General features: G+C 60.7%; 19 protein-coding genes and 1 tRNA gene. 12 read left to right on the plus strand and 8 right to left on the minus strand.

All coding sequences use genetic code 11. The features are described from left to right. Window positions 1-108: 108 nt before the first annotated feature. Both H0Z09_RS15470 and ccsA read right to left on the minus strand, forming a co-directional pair. Window positions 109-1347, minus strand: a complete 1239-nt coding sequence (locus tag H0Z09_RS15470) for a transporter associated domain-containing protein (RefSeq protein ID WP_186691316.1) — start codon at window positions 1345-1347, stop codon at window positions 109-111. Between the two features lie 12 nt (window positions 1348-1359). Beyond that, window positions 1360-2163, minus strand: coding sequence for a cytochrome c biogenesis protein CcsA (gene ccsA / locus H0Z09_RS15475; RefSeq protein WP_186691317.1), 804 nt, complete (start codon window positions 2161-2163; stop codon window positions 1360-1362). A gap of 259 nt (window positions 2164-2422) precedes the next feature. Between ccsA and ffh the strand changes: the two genes are divergently transcribed. The 5 genes from ffh (at window position 2423) to rplS (ending at window position 5995) form a co-directional block, all read left to right on the plus strand. Then, a complete protein-coding gene (gene ffh, locus H0Z09_RS15480) occupies window positions 2423-3799 on the plus strand; it encodes a signal recognition particle protein (protein ID WP_186691318.1) in 1377 nt (458 codons plus the stop codon). A 251-nt stretch (window positions 3800-4050) separates the two neighbouring features. Further along, window positions 4051-4302 (plus strand): 30S ribosomal protein S16, encoded by a 252-nt coding sequence (rpsP, locus tag H0Z09_RS15485; protein WP_003175899.1) that lies wholly within the window; start codon window positions 4051-4053, stop codon window positions 4300-4302. 5 nt (window positions 4303-4307) lie between these two features. Continuing rightward, complete coding sequence (gene rimM, locus H0Z09_RS15490; protein WP_076949830.1) at window positions 4308-4844, plus strand: ribosome maturation factor RimM; 537 nt, start codon at window positions 4308-4310, stop codon at window positions 4842-4844. Beyond that, window positions 4826-5599, plus strand: coding sequence for a tRNA (guanosine(37)-N1)-methyltransferase TrmD (gene trmD, locus H0Z09_RS15495; RefSeq protein WP_178115171.1), 774 nt, complete (start codon window positions 4826-4828; stop codon window positions 5597-5599). The genes rimM and trmD overlap by 19 nt, the downstream gene beginning before the upstream one ends. A gap of 45 nt (window positions 5600-5644) precedes the next feature. Next, complete coding sequence (rplS, locus tag H0Z09_RS15500) at window positions 5645-5995, plus strand: 50S ribosomal protein L19 (protein ID WP_003175895.1); 351 nt, start codon at window positions 5645-5647, stop codon at window positions 5993-5995. A 106-nt stretch (window positions 5996-6101) separates the two neighbouring features. Here rplS and H0Z09_RS15505 read toward each other — a convergent pair whose 3' ends face one another. Beyond that, window positions 6102-6485 (minus strand): hypothetical protein, encoded by a 384-nt coding sequence (locus H0Z09_RS15505; protein WP_186691319.1) that lies wholly within the window; start codon window positions 6483-6485, stop codon window positions 6102-6104. Between the two features lie 190 nt (window positions 6486-6675). Here H0Z09_RS15505 and xerD point away from each other — a divergent pair, with 190 nt between their 5' ends. From xerD to thrC, 4 genes are all read left to right on the plus strand, one after another. Further along, complete coding sequence (gene xerD / locus H0Z09_RS15510; protein ID WP_186691320.1) at window positions 6676-7572, plus strand: site-specific tyrosine recombinase XerD; 897 nt, start codon at window positions 6676-6678, stop codon at window positions 7570-7572. Window positions 7573-7713: 141 nt separating this feature from the next. Beyond that, window positions 7714-8445 carry a thioredoxin fold domain-containing protein gene (locus H0Z09_RS15515; RefSeq protein ID WP_076949827.1) on the plus strand — a complete coding sequence of 244 codons (732 nt, stop codon included), beginning with the start codon at window positions 7714-7716 and terminating at the stop codon, window positions 8443-8445. A gap of 128 nt (window positions 8446-8573) precedes the next feature. Continuing rightward, on the plus strand, window positions 8574-9878 hold the full coding sequence (locus H0Z09_RS15520; protein WP_076949826.1) for a homoserine dehydrogenase: 1305 nt from the start codon (window positions 8574-8576) through the stop codon (window positions 9876-9878). A gap of 66 nt (window positions 9879-9944) precedes the next feature. Further along, entirely contained in the window at window positions 9945-11354 is a 1410-nt protein-coding gene (thrC, locus tag H0Z09_RS15525; protein ID WP_076949825.1) for a threonine synthase, read from the plus strand. An 87-nt stretch (window positions 11355-11441) separates the two neighbouring features. Here thrC and H0Z09_RS15530 read toward each other — a convergent pair whose 3' ends face one another. Then, on the minus strand, window positions 11442-11642 hold the full coding sequence (locus H0Z09_RS15530) for a hypothetical protein (RefSeq protein ID WP_186691321.1): 201 nt from the start codon (window positions 11640-11642) through the stop codon (window positions 11442-11444). A gap of 312 nt (window positions 11643-11954) precedes the next feature. Here H0Z09_RS15530 and H0Z09_RS15535 point away from each other — a divergent pair, with 312 nt between their 5' ends. Then, window positions 11955-12239 (plus strand): DUF3509 domain-containing protein, encoded by a 285-nt coding sequence (locus H0Z09_RS15535; protein WP_076949824.1) that lies wholly within the window; start codon window positions 11955-11957, stop codon window positions 12237-12239. A gap of 186 nt (window positions 12240-12425) precedes the next feature. Here H0Z09_RS15535 and H0Z09_RS15540 read toward each other — a convergent pair whose 3' ends face one another. Continuing rightward, on the minus strand, window positions 12426-13625 hold the full coding sequence (locus tag H0Z09_RS15540; RefSeq protein ID WP_186691322.1) for a CaiB/BaiF CoA-transferase family protein: 1200 nt from the start codon (window positions 13623-13625) through the stop codon (window positions 12426-12428). A gap of 148 nt (window positions 13626-13773) precedes the next feature. Between H0Z09_RS15540 and H0Z09_RS15545 the strand changes: the two genes are divergently transcribed. Both H0Z09_RS15545 and recJ read left to right on the plus strand, forming a co-directional pair. Beyond that, on the plus strand, window positions 13774-14316 hold the full coding sequence (locus tag H0Z09_RS15545) for a YaeQ family protein (protein WP_076949822.1): 543 nt from the start codon (window positions 13774-13776) through the stop codon (window positions 14314-14316). Window positions 14317-14489: 173 nt separating this feature from the next. After that, window positions 14490-16199 (plus strand): single-stranded-DNA-specific exonuclease RecJ, encoded by a 1710-nt coding sequence (gene recJ, locus H0Z09_RS15550; RefSeq protein ID WP_186691323.1) that lies wholly within the window; start codon window positions 14490-14492, stop codon window positions 16197-16199. Between the two features lie 136 nt (window positions 16200-16335). Here recJ and H0Z09_RS15555 read toward each other — a convergent pair whose 3' ends face one another. The 3 genes from H0Z09_RS15555 to H0Z09_RS15565 all read right to left on the minus strand — a co-directional run bounded on the left by H0Z09_RS15555 (window position 16336) and on the right by H0Z09_RS15565 (window position 20620). Continuing rightward, window positions 16336-17622 (minus strand): virulence factor family protein, encoded by a 1287-nt coding sequence (locus H0Z09_RS15555; protein WP_186691324.1) that lies wholly within the window; start codon window positions 17620-17622, stop codon window positions 16336-16338. After that, window positions 17622-20264, minus strand: a complete 2643-nt coding sequence (gene mprF, locus H0Z09_RS15560; RefSeq protein ID WP_186691325.1) for a bifunctional lysylphosphatidylglycerol flippase/synthetase MprF — start codon at window positions 20262-20264, stop codon at window positions 17622-17624. Before mprF ends, H0Z09_RS15555 begins: the two co-directional genes overlap by 1 nt. A gap of 279 nt (window positions 20265-20543) precedes the next feature. Continuing rightward, a tRNA-Met gene (locus H0Z09_RS15565) sits at window positions 20544-20620 on the minus strand. Between the last annotated feature and the right edge of the window lie 6 nt (window positions 20621-20626).

A 20626-nucleotide genomic window follows, 5' to 3' on the forward strand; every position in this document is an offset into this window, starting at 1 on the left:
GGTTCAATGTGGGCGCTGGCTTGCCTGCGATGGGATCGCCTCGGGTTACCTGAAAGACCGAGCCGCCGGCATCGCAGGCAAGCCAGCTCCCACATTGACCGAGTTGACTCAGGCGGCGACGGGCATACGGCTGGTATGCCAGATCAACACCTTGCTCACCCGGTTGTCCTCGGTCTCGAGGATTTCCAGGCGGTAGCGCCCGATCTTCAGGCACACCGCGCAATCGGGGATGGTTTCCAGCGCCTCGGTCACCAGGCCATTGAGCGTCTTGGGCCCATCGCTGGGCAGGTGCCAGTTGAGGCTCTTGTTCAAGTCACGGATCGAGGCGGCGCCATCGATGATGTAGCGGCCATCGGGCTGCGCCTCGATATGCGGATTGTCGCCACTCTGCTCGCTTTCGAATTCGCCGACGATTTCTTCGAGGATGTCTTCCAGGGTCACGATGCCCAGCACTTCGCCGTACTCGTCCACCACCATGCCCAGGCGTCGCTGCTGTTTGTGGAAGTTCAACAGTTGCAGTTGCAGCGGCGTGCTTTCCGGGACGAAGTACGGCTCGTGGCAGGCGGCGAGCAAGGCCTCCTTGGTCAGGCTGGCATCGGCCAGCAAGTGCTGGATCTGCCGGGTGTTGAGCACCGCCTGGACCTGGTTGATGTCGCTGTGGAACACCGGCAGGCGCGTACGCTCGGACGTGCGCAATTGCTCGATGATCTCCTCGACCGAGTCGTCCAGGTTGATGCCGTCGACTTCGCTGCGCGGCACCAGGATGTCGTTGACCGTGATGTTGTCCAGCGCGTGGATGCCGGGCATGCCGGGGGTACGGTCTTCGTCGGCCTCGGGTTCCGGTTCGTCGTCGTGGTCGGGCAGCGGGTCGTCACTCTTTTTCACCACGCCGGATGTGCGTGCGAATGGACGCAGCAGCAACAGGCTGATGCCATTGAGCAGCCAGGCCAGCGGATAGAGGATTTTAAGCGGCACGCCCAACAGCGTATTGCCAAAGCCCAGCACCGCTTGGGGATGGCGCACGGCGAGGGCGCGAGGCAGGTAGTCGGCGAGTATCAGCAGGAGTGCGCAGGAGATCAGCCAGCCGAGCCACGGACCGTTCTGCGCCCAGGCATAAATTGCCAGCAGGGTGCAAAGGATCACCACCGCGGCACGGCACAGGCTGTTGCACAGGATCAGGCTATGGCGCGGGAAGCTCAGGCGGGCGGCAGCCTTGTCGCCCTGGCGTGTTCCAGGGCGCAGGGCCAGCACGTGTTGCTGTGCGGCTTCGATGGCGGTAAACAGCGCTGCCCATAACACCAGCAGGGCGATTACGGCGAGCATCGGCTCCAGGGGCAAGTTGTCCATGATCGCTGCTCGTCAGATATGCAGGATATATTCGCGGACCAGCTTGCTGCCGAAATAGGCCAGCATCAGCAGGCAGAAGCCGGCCAGGGTCCAGCGGATTGCCTTGTGCCCGCGCCAGCCGAGGCGGTTGCGGCCCCACAGCAGTACGCTGAACACCACCCAGGCCAGGCACGCCAGCAAGGTTTTGTGCACCAGATGCTGGGCGAACAGGTTTTCGACGAACAGCCAGCCGGAGATCAGCGACAGCGAGAGCAGCGTCCAGCCGGCCCACAGGAAACCGAACAGCAGGCTTTCCATGGTTTGCAGCGGCGGGAAGTTCTTGATCAGCCCGGACGGATGCTTGTGCTTGAGCTGGTGGTCCTGCAGCAGCAGGAGCAGGGCCTGGAACACCGCAATGGTGAACATCCCGTAGGCCAGGATCGACAGCAGGATATGCGCGAGGATGCCCGGCTCTTCATCGATCACCTGCACGGTGCCGGTGGGGGCGAAGTGCGCCAGCAGCACCGTCAGCATGCCCAGCGGGAACAGCAGCACCAGCAGGTTCTCGACGGGAATGCGGTAGCAGGCCAGCAGGGTCAGTGCGATGACGGCGGCCGCAATCAGGCTGGCGGCGCTGAAAAAATCCAGGCCCAGGCCGACGGGGGTCATCAGGTGCGTGAACAGGCTGGCGGCGTGGGCCAGCAGGGCGAGGACGCCCAGGCCGACCAGCAGGCGTTTGTCCGCCTTGGTGCCTTGGGCCAGACGAGTGCCCTGATAAAGAGTCGCAGCGGCATACAAAATGGCGGCGGCGAGGCTGGGTAGCAAACTGGGTGACAAAGGGAGCATAAATCCTGATAGGCAAGCCCGAAAGGCGCTGAGTTTGGCATACCCGGGCCGTGCACGAAAGACTCCCGGGCCAGACAGCGGGTGTGCATGGGCGCAGTCTTCGCTATAATCCGCGACCTGCCCACGCCGCAGGCTCGCCGAGCGCTGTGTTTAATAGCGATTTACCACAGCCTGGGCCGCCATTACCTCGGTCTATCACTGCATTTCGATGACCATGCATTTCGATGAATAGGGCCTGAAAGGATCGCGCATGTTTGAAAACCTGACTGACCGTCTCTCGCAGACGCTGCGCCACGTAACCGGCAAGGCCAAGCTGACCGAGGACAATATTAAAGACACCCTGCGTGAAGTGCGCATGGCGTTGCTGGAAGCCGACGTGGCCTTGCCGGTGGTGAAGGACTTCGTCAACTCGGTCAAAGAGCGCGCGGTGGGCACCGAAGTGTCCCGCAGCCTGACACCGGGCCAGGCCTTCGTGAAGATCGTCCAGGCCGAACTCGAAAGCCTGATGGGCGCGGCCAACGAAGATCTGAACCTCAGCGCCGTGCCACCGGCCGTCGTATTGATGGCTGGTCTGCAAGGCGCGGGTAAGACCACCACCGCCGGCAAGCTGGCGCGCTTCCTTAAAGAGCGCAAGAAGAAGTCGGTGATGGTGGTGTCGGCCGACGTTTATCGCCCGGCGGCCATCAAGCAGCTGGAAATGCTTGCCAACGAAGTGGGCGTGACTTTCTTCCCGTCCGACCTGAGCCAGAAGCCGGTCGACATCGCCACCGCGGCGATTAAAGAAGCCAAGCTCAAGTTCATCGACGTGGTCATCGTCGATACCGCCGGTCGCCTGCACATCGATGAAGAGATGATGGGCGAGATCAAGGCGCTGCATGCCGCGATCAACCCGGTCGAGACGCTGTTCGTGGTCGACGCCATGACCGGCCAGGATGCGGCCAACACCGCCAAGGCCTTCGGTGATGCACTGCCGCTGACCGGCGTGATCCTCACCAAGGTCGACGGCGACGCCCGTGGCGGTGCGGCGCTGTCGGTACGCGCCATCACCGGCAAGCCGATCAAGTTCATCGGCATGGGCGAGAAGAGCGAAGCGCTCGAGCCGTTCCACCCGGAACGTATCGCCTCGCGCATCCTCGGCATGGGCGACGTGCTCAGCCTGATCGAACAGGCCGAAGCGACGCTCGACAAGGACAAGGCCGACAAGCTGGCCAAGAAGCTGAAGAAGGGTAAGGGCTTCGACCTCGAAGACTTCCGTGACCAGCTGCAACAGATGAAGAACATGGGCGGTCTTGGCGGCCTGATGGACAAGCTGCCCAACATCGGCGGTGTGAACCTGGCGCAAATGGGCAACGCCCAGGGTGCGGCAGAGAAGCAGTTCAAGCAGATGGAAGCCATCATCAACTCCATGACCCCGGCCGAGCGCCGCGACCCTGAGCTGATCAGCGGTTCGCGCAAACGCCGGATCGCCATGGGCTCCGGCACCCAGGTGCAGGACATCGGACGCTTGATCAAGCAGCACAAGCAGATGCAGAAGATGATGAAGAAATTCTCCACAAAAGGCGGAATGGTCAAGATGATGCGCGGCATGGGCGGTATGTTGCCCGGCGGCGGCATGCCGAAAATGTAAAGTATTCGAGCGCAAGCCCGGCTTGCGCTCCGACCCACAGGGATGTGGGATCTCCAGCAAACCCGCCGTTGGCGGGGGCTGACCTGCCGTTTTAACCGACGGCTCTATAGCAGATCTGAACCGCACGCCGATAGGCGCCGGAAAAAGACATTTGCAAAAGTCCGGATATTCCTTAGAATATGCGGCCTTTCGGGCACCTATGCCCGCTGTGCATTTAGATTTGCAGCACCGACTACAGGAACGATGTTCACATGCTAACAATCCGTCTTGCCCTTGGCGGCTCCAAAAAGCGCCCGTTTTACCACTTGACCGTAACCGACAGCCGCAACCCGCGCGACGGTTCGCACAAGGAACAGGTTGGTTTCTTCAACCCTGTTGCTCGTGGTCAAGAAGTTCGTCTGTCCGTGAACCAAGAGCGCGTAGCCTACTGGCTGAGCGTGGGTGCACAGCCATCCGAGCGCGTTGCAAAGTTGTTGAAGGACTCGGCTAAGGCCGCAGCCTGAGCAATATGAACGCGACGCCAACTGTTGCTGATGATTTGATCGTTATCGGCAAGATTTACTCTGTTCATGGCGTTCGCGGCGAAGTGAAGGTGTATTCCTTTACTGATCCGACTGAAAACCTGTTGCAGTACAAAACCTGGACGCTCAAGCGCGAGGGTAGTGTGAAACAGGTCGAGCTGGTCAGTGGACGCGGGAGCGACAAGTTCCTGGTCGCAAAGCTCAAGGGTCTCGATGATCGTGAAGAAGCGCGTCTTCTGGCTGGTTATGAGATCTGCGTGCCGCGCAACCTGTTCCCTGAATTGACCGACGGCGAGTACTACTGGTACCAGCTGGAAGGTCTGAAGGTCATCGATCAACTCGGGCAACTGTTCGGGAAAATCGATCATCTTCTGGAAACCGGCGCCAATGATGTAATGGTGGTCAAGCCTTGCGCTGGCAGCCTGGATGATCGCGAACGCCTGTTGCCTTATACGAAGCAATGCGTGTTGGCTGTTGACCTGGAAGCGGGCGAGATGAAGGTGGAATGGGACGCGGACTTCTAAGCGTGGCTAATTTGCGCATTGAAGTGATCAGTTTGTTTCCCGAGATGTTTTCCGCCATCAGCGAGTACGGCATCACCAGTCGGGCGGTGAAACAGGGGCTGTTGCAGCTCACCTGTTGGAACCCGCGAGACTACACGACGGATCGACATCACACTGTGGACGATCGCCCATTTGGCGGTGGCCCGGGCATGGTGATGAAGATCAAGCCCCTGGAAGACGCGTTGGCCCAGGCCAAGGCCGCCGCCGGGGAGAAGGCGAAGGTGATTTACCTGTCCCCTCAAGGCCGCCAGCTGAAACAGGCTGGGGTCCGCGAACTGGCGAATGAGGATGCACTGATCCTGATTGCCGGTCGCTATGAAGGCATTGACGAGCGCTTTATTGAGGCTCATGTCGATGAAGAGTGGTCGATTGGGGACTATGTATTGTCTGGCGGCGAGCTGCCGGCAATGGTCCTGATAGATGCGGTTACACGACTGCTGCCTGGAGCTTTAGGGCATGCGGACTCCGCGGAGGAAGATTCCTTCACGGATGGTTTGCTGGATTGCCCGCACTACACCCGACCGGAGGTGTATGCGGATCAGCGTGTTCCCGACGTATTGCTAAGTGGCAATCACGCACACATCCGGCGTTGGCGTTTACAGCAGTCCCTTGGTCGGACCTATGAACGACGCGCCGATCTTCTGGAAAGCCGCTCGCTTTCTGGAGAAGAGAAGAAGCTGCTCGAGGAATACATCCTCGCGCGGGACGATAGTTAACAACGTATCGATGGTAGGTCCATTGACTTACCTTAGGAGCACAGCATGACTAACAAAATCATCCTTGCACTCGAAGCAGAGCAGATGACCAAAGAGATCCCTACCTTTGCCCCGGGCGACACCATTGTCGTTCAGGTGAAAGTGAAGGAAGGCGACCGTTCGCGTCTGCAAGCGTTCGAAGGCGTGGTAATCGCCAAGCGTAACCGTGGTGTGAACAGTGCTTTCACTGTTCGTAAAATCTCCAACGGTGTTGGCGTAGAGCGTACTTTCCAGACCTACAGCCCGCAGATCGACAGCATGGCTGTGAAACGTCGCGGTGACGTACGCAAAGCCAAGCTGTACTACCTGCGTGACCTGTCCGGTAAAGCAGCTCGCATCAAGGAAAAACTGGCTTAAGTCCAGCTTCCCGATGCAGAAAAAAGCAGCCTGCGGGCTGCTTTTTTGTGCCTGAAATTTATCCATTCCCCACGTGACCGAGGCTGTATTTCAACACTCGGTCATTTTAATGTGAAGGCTTTTGTTGTGACTGCCTCTTGTCGTTGTACGCGTTGAAGATCACGGTATCCGAGTGGCCGATGAACACACCATCGGCATGCTTGGCCGGGCGTTTATGGTCGGTGATAACGGTCAGCAATTCCTCTTTGCTCAACAGTGTTTTCGCGAAATCAGCGTCTTGTTTGTTATAGCCTGGGCTGTCCTTGTCACGCTGCGCGACCTCTGTAAGAGAATGCCTCGTAACAAATTGATGGCGGTTCCTCGGGTCAGCAAAGCGTTCGAAGTTGTTCTCCAGGTGTTTTATGAGTGCGCTGTCGCTGTAGTTCGCGTAGGGATTATCAGTCGATAGATGGGGCGCGGGTGCGGTTTTGAGCTGGTTGTTAATGTACATAAGGTCTCCGAGGTCCTAGAGATTGGCCGTCATTGAAGGGGGAGTCTTGTAATTGGCTGTTACTATGTCGTAGGAAGTCTCGATGCGGTTCCATCGCTGCGCGGCGAAAGACACGTTTGAAAAAACACCGTGCTCCAGCCCAGCTTTCTTAATTAAGCTGCTTCTTTTATTCGGCGAATTCGAACTGCCCATGCCCGCGATTGACCACCCTCTGATTGACCGTTTCCTGGATGCCCTCTGGCTGGAAAAGGGCCTGTCGGACAACACCCGCCAGGCTTATCGCAGTGACCTGGCCCTGTTCAACGGTTGGCTGCAGGAGAAAAACCTCGAGCTGATCAATGCCGGCCGTGAGTTGATCCTCGATCACCTGGCCTGGCGCCTTGAGCAAAACTACAAGCCACGTTCAACTGCGAGATTTCTCTCCGGGGTGCGTGGCTTTTATCGCTATCTGCTGCGTGAAAAGCTGATAGCGGTCGACCCGACTCTACAAATCGACATGCCACAGTTAGGTAGGCCTCTTCCCAAGTCTTTGTCAGAAAGTGACGTGGAGGCCTTGCTCGCAGCGCCCGACCTCAGTGAACCCATCGGCCAGCGCGACCGCGCCATGCTGGAGGTCCTGTACGCCTGCGGCCTGCGGGTCACGGAGCTGATCAGCCTGACCCTGGAACAAGTCAACCTGCGCCAAGGCGTGTTGCGGGTGATGGGCAAGGGCAGCAAGGAGCGGCTGGTGCCGATGGGCGAGGAGGCGATTGTGTGGGTCGAACGCTATATGCGTGATGCACGCCATGAGCTGCTTGGGGGGCGCCCCAGCGATGTGCTGTTCCCCAGTCAGCGCGGGGAGCAGATGACACGGCAGACGTTCTGGCACCGCATCAAGCACCAAGCCAAGGTCGCCGGGATCGGCAAGGCATTATCGCCCCACACGTTGCGCCATGCCTTCGCCACCCATTTGCTCAACCACGGCGCGGATTTGCGCGTGGTGCAAATGCTGCTCGGCCACAGCGACTTATCCACAACCCAGATCTACACCCATGTGGCGCGCGCGCGCTTGCAGGAAATGCACGCCAAGCACCACCCACGCGGTTGAAAGCCGCCAATTTATCCAGCCACCGGCTGCCCCGCGGCCCAACTGTGGTAGGCTTTGCCGGTTAGCAAAGGCGACGGTCCACCCCCGAGTTTTCAATCGGCGTTTCTGTACCCGTCCCAGCATCTGCCTTCAGGAGTTCCCATGCGCTTGACCCAGATTATCGCCGCCGCAGCCATTGCGTTGGTGTCCACTTTTGTTGTCGCCGATGACGCTGCCGAGCAGACCATCCGCAAGAGCCTGGCCAACCTGCAACTCGATACGCCAATCGAAAGCATCAGCGCCAGCCCGATGGCCGGCTTGTATGAAGTCAAGCTCAAGGGCAGCCGCGTGCTGTACGCCAGTGCCGACGGCCAGTACATCGTCCAGGGCTACCTGTTCCAGTTGAAGGACGGCAAGCCGGTCAACCTGACCGAGAAAGCCGAGCGCCTGGGCGTGTCGAAGCTGATCAACGGCATCCCCGTGGCTGAAACCGTGGTTTACCCGGCCATTGGCGAGACCAAGACCCACATCACCGTGTTCACCGACACCACCTGCCCGTACTGCCACAAGCTGCACGCCGAAGTGCCTGCGCTGAACAAGCTGGGCGTGGAAGTGCGCTACGTCGCGTTCCCGCGCCAGGGCCTGGGTTCGCCGGGTGACGAGCAACTGCAAGCCGTGTGGTGTTCGGCCGACAAGAAAGCGGCCATGGACAAGATGGTCGATGGCAAGGAAATCAAGGCGGCCAAATGCGATAACCCGGTGTCCCGGCAGTTCGCCCTGGGCCAGTCCATCGGCGTGAACGGCACACCGGCCATCGTTTTGGCGGACGGCCAGGTCATTCCGGGCTACCAGCCGGCACCACAAGTTGCCAAACTGGCGCTCAGTGCCAAATAAACCAGCATCGTCGAACCTTTGACGATCATGGCCCGTGGACAAGTCGACGGGCCGTTAATTGAAAGCCGCGGTTGTGCGGCTGTTTTCCACGGCCGACCTAGCGTCGGCCGTTTCATGGGGAGTTTTCAGTGAAACCGGTCAAAGTAGGCATCTGTGGGTTAGGGACCGTCGGTGGCGGTACCCTCAACGTACTTCAGCGTAACGCTGAGGAAATTTCCCGCCGCGCAGGCCGTGGGATTGAAGTGGCGCAAATTGCCACGCGTTCGCCAAAGCCTCAGTTCGAAACGACCGGTATCGCGATTACCAACGATGTCTTCGCCGTGGCCACCAACCCTGAGATCGACATCGTCATCGAGCTGGTGGGCGGCTACACCGTGGCCCGCGAGCTGGTGCTCAAGGCCATCGACAACGGCAAGCACGTGGTTACCGCCAACAAGGCGTTGATCGCCGTGCACGGCAACGAGATCTTCGCCAAGGCGCGCGAGAAGGGTGTGATCGTCGCGTTCGAAGCGGCGGTGGCCGGTGGCATCCCGGTGATCAAGGCGATCCGTGAAGGCCTGTCCGCCAACCGTATCAACTGGGTCGCCGGCATCATCAACGGCACGGGTAACTTCATCCTTACCGAAATGCGCGAGAAGGGCCGTACCTTCGAAGACGTGCTGGCCGAAGCCCAGGCCCTGGGCTACGCCGAAGCCGACCCGACCTTTGACGTGGAAGGCATCGACGCGGCCCACAAGCTGACCATCCTGGCGTCCATCGCCTTTGGTATCCCGCTGCAGTTCGACAAGGCCTACACCGAAGGTATCACCAAGCTGACCACCGCCGACGTGAACTACGCCGAAGCCCTGGGCTACCGCATCAAGCACCTGGGCGTCGCACGCAGCACGCCAGCGGGCATCGAGCTGCGCGTGCACCCGACGCTGATTCCGGCCGACCGCCTGATCGCCAACGTCAATGGCGTGATGAACGCGGTGATGGTCAATGGCGACGCCGCCGGTTCGACCTTGTTCTACGGCGCCGGCGCCGGCATGGAGCCGACCGCTTCGTCAGTGATCGCCGACCTGGTGGACGTGGTGCGCGCCATGACCAGCGACCCGGAAAACCGCGTACCGCACCTGGCCTTCCAGCCGGATTCGCTGTCGGCCCACCCGATCCTGCCGATCGAAGCCTGCGAAAGCGCCTACTACCTGCGCATCCAGGCCCAGGATCATCCGGGCGTGTTGGCCCAGGTGGCCAGCATCTTGTCGGAGCGCGGGATCAACATCGAATCGATCATGCAGAAGGAAGTCGAGGAGCAAAACGGCCAGGTGCCGATGATCCTGCTGACCCACCGCGTGCTCGAGCAGCACATCAACGATGCCATCGCTGCCTTGGAAGCCCTGCAGGGCGTGGTGGGCCCGGTGGTGCGGATTCGCGTCGAACACTTGAACTAACCGATTTGTCCAAGGGGCCCCGTGCGTTCGGCGGCCCCTGTTCTGGAATGTTTAGAGGAACCAGTCATGCGTTATATCAGCACCCGCGGCCAGGCACCGGCCCTGAATTTCGAAGACGTCTTGCTCACAGGCCTCGCTACCGACGGCGGCCTGTACGTGCCGGAAAACCTGCCACGCTTCACCCAGGAAGAAATCGCCTCCTGGGCCGGCCTGCCGTACCACGAGTTGGCGTTCCGGGTGATGCGCCCGTTCGTCACCGGCAGCATTCCGGATGCGGATTTCAAGAAGATCCTCGAAGAAACGTACGGCGTGTTTTCCCACAGCGCCATCGCCCCCCTGCGCCAACTGAACGGCAACGAGTGGGTGCTGGAACTGTTCCACGGCCCGACGCTGGCGTTCAAGGATTTCGCCCTGCAACTGCTCGGTCGCCTGCTCGACTACGTGTTGGAAAAGCGCGGCGAGCGCGTGGTGATCATGGGCGCTACGTCCGGTGATACCGGATCGGCCGCCATTGAAGGCTGCAAGCACTGCGAAAACGTCGACATCTTCATCCTGCACCCGCACCAGCGTGTGTCCGAAGTGCAGCGTCGCCAGATGACCAGCATCTTCGGTGAGAACATCCACAACATTGCCATCGAAGGCAACTTCGATGACTGCCAGGAAATGGTCAAGAACAGCTTCGCCGACCAGAGCTTCCTCAAAGGCACGCGCCTGGTGGCGGTGAACTCGATCAACTGGGCGCGGATCATGGCCCAGATCGTCTACTACTTCCACGCATCGCTGCAGTTGGGCGGCCCGGCGCGTTCGGTGTCGTTCTCGGTGCCGACCGGCAACTTCGGCGACATTTTCGCCGGCTACCTGGCGCGCAACATGGGCCTGCCGATCAACCAGTTGATCGTGGCCACCAACCGCAATGACATCCTGCACCGCTTCATGAGCGGCAACGGCTACGTCAAGGAAACCCTGCACGCCACGCTGTCGCCGTCCATGGACATCATGGTCTCGTCGAACTTCGAACGCCTGTTGTTCGATATGCACGGTCGTAACGGCGCGGCCATTGCCGAGTTGATGAACACCTTCAAGCGCGGCGGCGGTTTCAGCGTTGAGCAAGAGCGCTGGACCGAAACCCGCAAGCTGTTCGATTCCCTGGCCGTGGACGATGCGCAGACCTGCGAAACCATCGCGCAAGTTTACGCCCAGACCGGCGAGCTGCTCGACCCGCACACCGCTATCGGCGTGAAGGCTGCCCGCGAATGCCGTCGCAGCCTGGATATCCCGATGGTGATCCTGGGCACTGCGCACCCGGTGAAATTCCCGGAAGCGGTGCAGAAGGCGGGCGTTGGCAAGGCGCTGGAGCTACCCAAGCACCTGGCGGACCTGTTCGAGCGTGAAGAGCGCTGCACGGTGCTGGCCAATGACCTGAAGGCTGTGCAGGCGTTTGTGAGCCAGCATGGCAACCGGGGCAAACCGCTGTAAGGCAGGCCGCGTCGACAAGAACGCCGCTTTCCCTTCCTTGGGTCAGCGGCGTTTTTTGTTTGTGGCAGGCCCGGTTGGCGCGACTGTCTATGCGAGTATTTTCAGTACGAGGGCCAGTACGCTGCTGAAAATAGTAAACATCGCCATCACGACTCCCAGGGGGTACCAGAAATTCTCACGGGTTATCTTGTGAGCTTCGGCGTTGAGTTTGCGTTGCTCGGCATAGATACGTGAAATGTCAGCATGAATCTTTTCTAGCGCGGCCTGCTCTTTGTCGTGTTCCAACATCGTCTTCATCCTTCGCAATAAGGGCCTTTTGACATGCGCTCTTGCCCGCACGGCAGAGTGATCAGCGCTCACCGAGTATAGGATTCACCCCCGGCCTGCGCGCCCGGGAACCCAAAAACAGCAGCCCATTGCGTAAGCAGTTATGTGCCGCCGTTTTTTGCCTGTCATGTTGCAAGCGCATGCTGGATACGTCATCCCCCGACAACCCTTGAAAGACGAAAAAGCGAACTTTCCTACGTCACAACCAGTCACTTAGGATAGATGCAGCACCCGTTGAAACGATTGTTCCCGAACTATTGAGTGGTGATCGAGATGGAAAGTATCAGCCTATTGCTCGAAGAAGCACTGAGCCCTTATCAGGTTACGCTGACCACCTCTGGTGTGCAGGACGAGTGCCTGGTGACCGTGAAGAATCCTGCCGGCGCTATCGTGGTCGAACGTGAAGTCGACCGTGCGCAACTGATGGACAAGCGCATGCTGGTAGACGTGGTCGACTGCCTGTTGCGCGATATCAAAATTGCCGAAGGGCGCTTGGAACCCTCGGTCATCGCGGCTATGCGTAGCGCCGCCCAGACCCGCGGTGCTGTCGCCGCATGAAGAATTGTTTAAGCGTGGAAACTTCCCATAACGTGGCCGGTCAGAGGTTGTAACAGCAAGAGCAAGCATTGTGCTCCGGTGCTTGTGGCTTGTTGTACTGGTCATTGTAAGGCCACGTTTAACCCCGAAGTGTCTCCCCACGCTTCGGGGTTTCTTTTTGCCCGGGTTTTCTCACATGCCCTGGCGTCAGATGGCGCCTTGTTCGCGCAGCCGCGTGATGGCTGCGGCGTCGTACCCCAATTTACCGAGCACCAGGCTGTTGTGCTCGCCCAGTTGCGGCCCGACCCATTCGCAACTGCCGGGCGTGTCCGACAGCTTGGGGACGATGCCGGGCATCTTGAATTCCTTGCCGCCGGGAAGCTGGGCCTTGAGGAACATTTCCCGGGCGAGAAACTGCGGGTCGCCCAGCATGTCTTCGGCGCTGTAGATCCGGCTGGCAGGCACTTGGGCCTTGTTCAAGGCCTCTATCACTTGGTCCAATGTGTGTGAGTTGACCCAGCGATCAATCACGCCGTACAGCTCATCACGGCGACTGTCGCGCCCGTCATTGCTGGCAAGCACGGGGTCGTTGGCCAGGTCTTCGCGGCCAATGGCTGTCATGAAGCGCTTGAAGATCGCATCGCCGTTGGCGCCGATCTGCACATGCTTGCCATCGGCGCTGGTGTGGATCGAGGAAGGCGTGATACCCGGCATGATGTTGCCGGTGCGCTCGCGGATAAAGCCGAACACGTCAAACTCCGGGATCATGCTTTCCATCATGGCAAAGATGGCTTCGTACAGCGCCACATCCACGACCTGGCCCAGGCCGCCGTTGACTTCGCGATGACGCAGCGCCATCAATGCGCCGATCACGGCCCACAGCGCCGCGATCGAGTCGCCGATGGAAATGCCGGTGCGCACCGGCGGGCGGTCTTCGAAGCCGGTGATGTAGCGCAGGCCTCCCATGGATTCACCCACCGCGCCGAACCCTGGCTGGTCCTTCATCGGCCCGGTCTGCCCGAAGCCGGAGAGGCGCACCATCACCAGTTTTGGGTTGAGCGCATGCAGGGTTTCCCAGCCCAGTCCGAGCTTTTCCAGCACGCCGGGGCGGAAATTTTCGATCAGGATGTCGGCGTCCGCCAGCAACTGCTTGAGGATGGCCAGGCCGTCGGGGTGCTTGAGGTTCAGCGTCAACGACTGCTTGTTGCGCGCCTGCACAAACCACCACAGCGAAGTGCCCTCGTACAGCTTGCGCCATTTGCGCAGTGGGTCGCCGCCGTCCGGCGATTCGACCTTGATGACCTCCGCGCCAAATTCGGCGCAGATCCGTGAGGCGAACGGGCCGGCGATCAGGGTGCCGAGTTCGATGACTTTCAGGCCGGCAAGCGGTTTGGCATTAAACGACATGGGGATCCTTGTCTGCGCGGGGCGGTGGTGTGATGCCTTTTAACATAGGCGGGCCGTTCAGGGATAAGCCTGATGCGGCGCAGGATTCGTTGAATCGCCTCGCCATCGGTTAGACTGGCCGCCTTTCCCTGTCTTTAGAAGCCCGTTCATGGCCCAGCCGTCCACGACCTACAAATTCGAACTCAACCTCACCGACCTTGATCGTTCGGTGTACGAGAGCGTCAAACAGACCATCGCCCGCCACCCGTCGGAAACCGAAGAGCGCATGACCGTGCGTCTGCTGGCCTACGCCCTCTGGTACAACGAGCAGTTGTCGTTCGGTCGTGGCCTGTCAGATGTCGACGAACCGGCCTTGTGGGAAAAAAGCCTGGATGATCGCGTGTTGCACTGGATCGAAGTGGGCCAGCCCGATGCCGATCGCTTGACCTGGTGCTCGCGCCGCACCGAACGCACCAGCCTGCTGGCCTACGGCAGCCTGCGTGTCTGGGAAGGCAAGGTGGTGCCGGTGGCGAATAACCTGAAGAACGTGCACATCGCTGCAGTGCCGCAGGAAATCCTGGAGGTTCTGGCCAAAGACATGCCCCGCGTGATCAAGTGGGATGTGATGATCAGCGAAGGCACGATCTTCGTGACCGACGACCGTGGTCAGCATGAAGTGCAATTGCAGTGGCTGGTCGGCGGACGCGATTAAAAATGTGGGAAGCGGCTTGTGTGGGAGCGGGCTTGCCCGCGATTGTATCGCCGCGGCGTAGCTGGTTCACCGAGCCGTCCGCATCGCAGGCAAGCCAGCTCCCACATCAGGTCTGTACCGTCTGCAGGATTGTTGTTTAACCGTTGTATCAGTAGAGAAGTTTCCGTTACCCCATGCGTATCGATCCCCGCCCGTTGCCCGCTGTCCTGCCGTTTCTTGGTGAATTGCCACCGCTGTTGACCCGTCTTTATGCCGCGCGCGGCGTGCAATCCGAGGCTGAGCTGGATAAAAGCCTGGCGCGGTTGATTCCCTATCAGCAGCTCAAGGGAATCGACGCGGCGGTGGACCTGCTCGTAACGGCACTGGAGCAGCGCCAGCGCATCCTCATCGTCGGCGACTTCGATGCCGACGGTGCTACCGCCAGCACCGTGGGCACCTTGGGCCTGCGCCTGCTCGGCGCGGCCCATGTCGACTATCTGGTACCCAATCGCTTCGAGTACGGCTACGGCCTGACCCCGGAGATCGTCGCCGTGGCCCTGCAGCGTGAGCCGCAGTTGTTGATTACCGTGGACAACGGCATTTCCAGCGTCGAAGGCGTGGCGGCGGCGAAAGCGGCGGGACTGCAGGTATTGGTGACCGACCACCATTTGCCCGGCGATGAATTGCCGGCGGCCGATGCGATCGTCAACCCGAACCAGCCGGGCTGCGAGTTTCCGAGCAAGGCCCTGGCCGGCGTCGGCGTGATCTTCTACGTACTGATGGCCTTGCGCGCGCGCCTGCGCAGCTTGGGCTGGTACGCGAATACCCCCCAGCCGAACATCGGCGAACTGCTCGACCTGGTCGCCCTGGGCAGCGTTGCCGACGTGGTGCCATTGGACGCCAACAACCGCATCCTGGTGCATCAGGGCCTGGAACGCATCCGGGCCGGACGTGCGCGGCCGGGCATCAAGGCGATCCTGGAAGTGGCCAAGCGCGACGCTGCACGCATCACCTCTACCGACCTGGGCTTTATCCTCGGGCCGCGCCTGAACGCCGCCGGTCGCCTGGATGACATGAGCCTGGGGATTGAATGCCTGCTCACCACCGACGTCGCCGCCGCAAGGGAAATGGCTGCGCAGTTGGACGGCATGAACCAGGACCGCAAATCCATCGAGCAGGGCATGCAGCGCGAAGCCCTGGCCCAGCTCAAGGACTTGCCGGTGGAGTCGATGCCCTACGGGCTCTGCCTGTTCGACCCGGAATGGCACCAGGGCGTGATCGGCATTCTGGCGTCACGCATGAAAGAGCGCTATTTCCGCCCGACCATCGCCTTTGCCGACGCCGGCGATGGCCTGCTCAAGGGCTCGGGGCGCTCTGTGCAGGGTTTTCACATCCGTGACGCCCTGGCAGTGGTGGCCAGCCAGCATCCCGACCTGATCGCCAAATACGGCGGCCACGCCATGGCGGCGGGGCTGACACTGCGTGAAGAGAACTTCCCCTTGTTTGCCGAGGCCTTCGATGCCGAGGTGCGTCGGCAACTGTGCGAAGAGGACCTCACCGGGCGGCTGCTGACCGACGGCACCCTGGCGGTGGAAGAGTTTCACCTGGAGCTGGCCCGTGCATTGCGCCACGCCGGCCCGTGGGGGCAGCACTTTCCCGAGCCATTGTTTCACGGCGTGTTCCAGTTGGTAGAGCAGCGCGTAGTGGGTGAGCGGCACCTGAAAGTGGTGCTCAGGAGCGAATGCGGGTCGGTGAAACTCGATGGCATTGCGTTTGGGGTGGACCGTGAGGTCTGGCCCAACCCGACGGTGCGTTGGGTGGAGTTGGCCTACAAGCTGGATGTGAACGAGTTTCGCGGCAATGAAACCGTGCAGCTGATGATTGCCCACATCGAACCGCGCTAGCCCTTATCAACACCGCAAAACCAATGTGGGAGCGGGCTTGCTCGCGAAAGCGATGTATCAGTCACAGATGATGTGACTGATCTACAGCTTTCGCGAGCAAGCCCGCTCCCACAGTTGGTTTGCGCCTTGCCTGGGATTACTCGGCTTTATCCTTGGCCTGATGCTTCACGATGATATCCACCAAGCGCTTGGCCAGCGCCGGGTAGTTCTCGTCAAAGTGATGCCCACCTGGCAACTTCAACGCTTCGCCCACCGCCGTCTTGTCCGTGCAGCCGCTCTCGTCGACTTCTTCGGCGCCGTAGATACACACCACTTTGTCAGCCGGCAGCTTGGCCATTTCCGGGCCCGTGGCGGCTTCTTTACCGGCGTTACCCAGCCAGCCTTCCACTTCGATTTCAAAGCTGCCAGTGCGCGCGAACGCCAGCAGGATGATTGCGTCCACGCGTTGCTGCTCGTTTGCCGGCAGGCGGTTGTAAATGGCCGGCAATACATCGGCACCGAACGAGTAACCGGTCAGCACGAAGCGCTTGGTGCCCCATTTCTGCCGGTAGTGCTGCATCAGCTCGGTAAGGTCCTTGGCGCTTTGTTCCGGCGTCTTGTGCTGCCAGTAATAGCGTAGCGTGTCGATGCCCACCACTGGGTAGCCGATCTTCGACATTTCTGCGGCCACGTCGCGGTCCAGGTCACGCCAGCCGCCATCACCGGAAAGGAACAGGGTGACGGTGTCGTTGGCTTGGCCGGCCGGTACTTCAACCACCGGAATCGCCAGGCCGCCGTTGTCCGAACCCACCAGTTGCTTGCGCAGCTCGTTGTTCAGCACTTGCGGGTAATGAATGTCGTAGTCGCTGATGCTGGTGGTGGCGCGTGGTGTGTCGCGTACGAAACTGGCGCTTTCATCGTCAGGGTTGTCGTTCCAGGCCACCAGCCAATTGCCGTGTGCGGCGGTTTTCGGCAGGGGGTCCTTGCAACCTTCCTGCACCAACGCGAAGCCGACGGAGATGGCATTGGCCTTGTCGTCATTCTGGCTGGCGAGCCAGCGCCAGGCGAGCGCGGCGCCAGGGCCGATGCCGCTGACCAGGGTCGCGGGGCCTTTCAATTGGCCCAGCGCGCTTTGCAGCGCCTGTTCCTGCAGCTTGCAATCGTCCTTGGGCAGGATCACTTGGACAATCTGCGCCTTGCCGCCTTGGCTCAAGGCGATCAGTTGGCTGTCGGTCAGGCGTTCATCGGCCATCACGGCCACGGCCACGCGGGCTTTGGGCGTGCCGTTGGGGGTCACACGGGTCATGACCGAGCCGTCGGCCTGGGGCAGTTGCTCCAGGGCCGGCTGCGGGGCAGGGCGGTTCCAGTACCAGAAGCCGCCACCCGCGATCAGGGCGAGCAGCACTATCAGGGCCAACACATACCGCCAGGAACGTCGAATCATCAGCGTTTCACCAATCCAGTCAAGCCGCCCGCGATCAGGGCGGCGGTATCGGCCAGTGCCACCAGCGGGTCAAGTCCTGCGGGCACGGCCATGTAACGGGGTTCCCAGTCGGGCTGGAACTTATCTTTGAAGCGGCGCAAACCTTGGAAGTTATACAGTTGCTCGCCACGGCGGAACACCATCGAGCCCAGGCGTTGGGTCAGCGGGGCGCCGCGTCGCGGTTGCAGGCCCGACAACGGCACCATGCCGAGGCTGAAACGGGCGTAGCCGTGACTCTTATAATGTTGAATCAGGCCGACCATCATGAATTCCATGGTCAGCTTGGGCGCGTCCGGATGGGCACGCATCAGGTCGAGGCTGGCCAGGTCGTGGTTATAGGTCTCGAGCAAGTTGGCGAAGGCCACTGGGCGTCCTTCGAAGCGGATGATCGCAATGCGAAAATGCTTGAGGTAGTCGTCGCTGAACCGCCCCAGGGAAAAGCCTTTTTCCCGCACGTTCTTGCCGGTCAGCCAGGCATCGGAGATCACCTTGAGCTCGTCCATCGGCGCCGTGCCCGGCTCATGGATTTCCAGGGACAGGCCATCGCGAGTACCACGGTTCCAAGTGTAGCGCAGGTCCTTCATCTCTTTGCCCTTGGCTTCTAGGTCAAAGCGTTTCAGGTCGACGCGTGCTTCTTCGCCCAGCTTGATCGCGGTGAGGCCGATGTCCATGTAGTACGGCAGGTTCTCCGCGCGCACCTGATAGAACACCGGGCGCGCGTGGTGGATGTCGCACAGGTCGCGAAATTGCCAGATCATCTCGGCCCGTGGCTGGGTCGGGCCGATCGGGTCGTACAAGGCTACCAGGCTGCGCCCGCGACGGGCGTACATGAGGAAAGCTTCATCATTGGGGTGAAACAGCAGCGCTTTGTCGCCGGTCAGCGCCAGGCCGCCGTCGGGCTGGGAGGAGGCCATCAGGATCTTGCTGGCGCGCTCCAGCTCATCGGGTGTCGGCAAGTGGATCACCGGACGCGCGGTGCGCAGCAGCCAGGTCAGCGACACGATTACCAGCAGCACGGCGGCGCCCAGCAGCGAGCGCAGGCCGCGTGGGGCATTGGCGTCCAGGGTGAACTGCCACCACAGCTGATGGCTGTAAGGTACGTCCTGATAGGCGAACAGCAGCAGCCAGATCGACGCACCCAGCACGCACACGCTGGCCACCAGGTACAGCGGCGAGAAGGGCAGTTCGGTGAGGCGGCTGGCGCGGTAGAACGAGCGCCGGAAGATCGCCAGCAGGATCGCGGTCATGGTCATCAGGCTGGCTTCTTCCCAGTCGAAACCCTTGAGCAGCGAGAGCAGGGCGCCCACCAGCAGCAGCACCATGGTCAGCATCCAGGCGGCCGACAGGCGTCGACGCAAACCCTGGGCCAGCAACAGGCACAGCACGCCGATCAGGCTGGCGCCAAAGTGTGACGCATCAATCAGGCGGTGGGGAATCAGGAAGCCGATGTTTTCCAGGCGAGAGTCGATTTCGGGCGTGGCGCCAGAGAACAGCAGGACCACGCCGGACAAAAAAACCAGTACGGCCAGTACTGGCGCCGCCAGCCCCGAGGCAACCCGCAGACTTTGCTGGGTCTGGAACAGACGCTGCGCTTCGTTGACCAGCAGGAACACGCAGGCAATCAACAGCGGCAGCACCACATAGATCATGCGGTACAACAGCAGGGCGGCGGCCAGTGGCGCGGCGCCCAGTTTGTCGGCGAAGGCCGCCAGCAGGATCGCTTCGAATACGCCCACGCCCCCAGGGACATGGCTGAGCACGCCGGCGGCCAAGGCCAGCAGGTACACCAGCAGGAAGGGGCCGAAGGGCGGTGCTTCCGGCAGCAGCAGATAAAGCACGGTGGCTGCAGCGGCCACGTCCAGCGCGGTGATGACCAACTGCAGGAAGGTCAGGCGACGGCCGGGCAGGCGCAGGGTGCGGCGGCCGGCTTTTACCAGCAGGTTATCCGGGTAAGGTTGCTCCGGCAGACGACGGCGGTAAATGCCGATGCACAGCGCCGCCGACAGCAGCAGCACGGCACCGGCAACGCCGCCGAGCACGCTTTGCGGTAAGTGCAGGTAAGTGGACGCGGCCGGCAAGTTGCTCAAGGTGGCCAATGCTGCCAGCGGCGGCAACGCGCAGCCCAGGGCCAGGCTGGCGAACACCGTCATGTGCGCAACTTCCGAGGCGCCGATGCCATGGCGTGCATATAAACGGTAGCGCACCGAACCGCCCGAAAGCATCGACAAGCCGATCGCATTGCCGATGGCAAATGCGGTAAAGCCGCCCAGTGCCAGGGTCTTGGCAGGCAGTTTTACCCCCGCGTAGCGCGCGCCCGAAAATTCGTAGCCCAACAGAATGACGAAACCGGCGACCGCCGCGGCTACGGCACCAAGCAGGGCGGGCTTGGGCACTTCCAGGATCGAATCGTGCAGCGCGTAAAGATCCAGTTCCAACAGCAGGTGTCGGCAGGCAATCAGGGCAATGGCAAACAGCAATAACGTCACGGCCAACCCGATGGGTTGCCGGTACTTGCTCACCAGATCCAGCCAGCGCAAACGAGTGGGTGTGATCGGTTGTTCTGCTGTGACAGTGTCTTTTGGTTCAGACGAGTTGGCGCGCATCAATCACCTCGTGGATTGTGCGCGACAGGATGGAGGTATCCAGCCAAGTTACCAATCCCTATGGACAAAATAATTACAAATATTAACGCGTATCGCCGGGTGCGGCGACAGCGGCCATTGGTCGTAGAGGGAAGCGCTAAAACATTGAGCATAGCTCGCAGGTTGATGGACTCAACAAACCCCGCAGGGTTTCATGAAAGATGCCATACCATTGTTTCAGAAGAACTTTTTCACTGGATACAAAAAAGGCCACTCTTTCGAGTAGCCTTTCTTGATGTTTGGTTGCGGGAGCCGGATTTGAACCGACGACCTTCGGGTTATGAGCCCGACGAGCTACCAGACTGCTCCATCCCGCGTCTGTG

The organism is Pseudomonas sp. SWRI18, from assembly GCF_014268345.1.
Taxonomy (GTDB): Bacteria; Pseudomonadota; Gammaproteobacteria; order Pseudomonadales; family Pseudomonadaceae; genus Aquipseudomonas; species Aquipseudomonas cedrina.